Below are 344 nucleotides of genomic sequence, written 5' to 3' on the forward strand. Positions count from 1 at the left end.
TAGCCGCAAACATCTACCTCAATGAAGTAGATTGGACATTTGATGCCATTCGACGTAAGACAACAGAAAACCATTACGAGGCTGTAAACTATCACCGTTTTGCTGATGATATAGTTATCACTGTAAGCGGACACTCTAGTAAACGTGGATGGGCTGAATTGGCATTGCGACGACTGTGGGAACAATTAAAGCCTTTGGGAGTTGAACTGAATCTGGAGAAAACCCGAGTGGTTAATGTTTTAAAAGGAGAATCCTTCGGATTCCTAGGATTTGATTTGAGGCGAGTACTTAATCGAAATAAGAGTAGATACTTTGTTCTTATTACCCCGAAGAAGAAAGCCTGT

1 protein-coding gene is annotated in these 344 nt (G+C 41.0%); it reads left to right on the forward strand.

What is annotated here, in order from left to right; translation table 11 throughout:
- Window positions 1-344 (forward strand): reverse transcriptase domain-containing protein (locus tag MR155_RS31625; protein ID WP_242312138.1); only part of this gene is annotated, 344 nt, incomplete at both ends.

This window comes from Bacillus cereus group sp. BfR-BA-01331 (assembly GCF_022663915.1).
Classification (GTDB): Bacteria; Bacillota; Bacilli; order Bacillales; family Bacillaceae_G; genus Bacillus_A; species Bacillus_A mycoides.